We start from the raw sequence: 717 nt of genomic DNA on the forward strand, positions 1-717 counted from the left end.
AGCAGAGCATTTTCGTTCATGGTTTTACGGTAAGTTTGGTAGTAATCGTCTTCCAACCAAACCAGTAAGCCTTGTTGTTTAGCATCGTCTAAAGACATCAACGGCAGAGGCTTTGTGGTCGCTTCATCAATTTTTGCCGCGATGCCCGAGTCGTGAGGTGGAATGATTTGCGCGCCATTTTCCCAATACACTTTGAAGCCGTTGTATTCGGGTGGATTGTGGCTAGCGGTTACAACAACGGCCGCTGCAGCATTCATTGTGCGTACACCAAAAGCAACAATAGGCGTTGCCGCGACTTGGTAGGTTAGGTAAACCTTGATACCGAGTGCTGTTAAGACAGAAGCAGTGTCGTGCGCGAACTGTTTAGAATCTGGTCGGCCATCGTAACCAATAACAACGCCGCGACTCGCTGCATCTTGTACTTGTTCAAGTAAATAGTGGCCGAGACCTGTGGCAGTTTCTTGAATCACCAAACGGTTCATTCGGTTTGGACCTGCGCCCACTTTGCCACGAAGACCCGCGGTACCAAAGGCAAGACGGGAGCCGAAGCGGTCAGAAAGTTCTTGTTCATTATTCGTATCAACGAGGTGCTGAAGCTCTTCACGAGTTTTAGGGTCAGGATCTCGCGCTAGCCATTGAGTAATTAGTGCTGTCATATCTTTCATTCCTTAGCAGGGGGAGCCTACTTGTTTGGACACTTTTTCTGAAAAAGTATCC

The 717-nt window shown here is 48.3% G+C and carries 1 pseudogene; it reads right to left on the minus strand.

The features are described from left to right. Positions 1-656 (minus strand): annotated as a pseudogene (locus R8N47_RS25125) (phospho-sugar mutase); the annotation flags it as partial. Positions 657-717 lie beyond the last annotated feature (61 nt).

Source organism: Vibrio sp. 2132-1 (assembly GCF_033344315.1).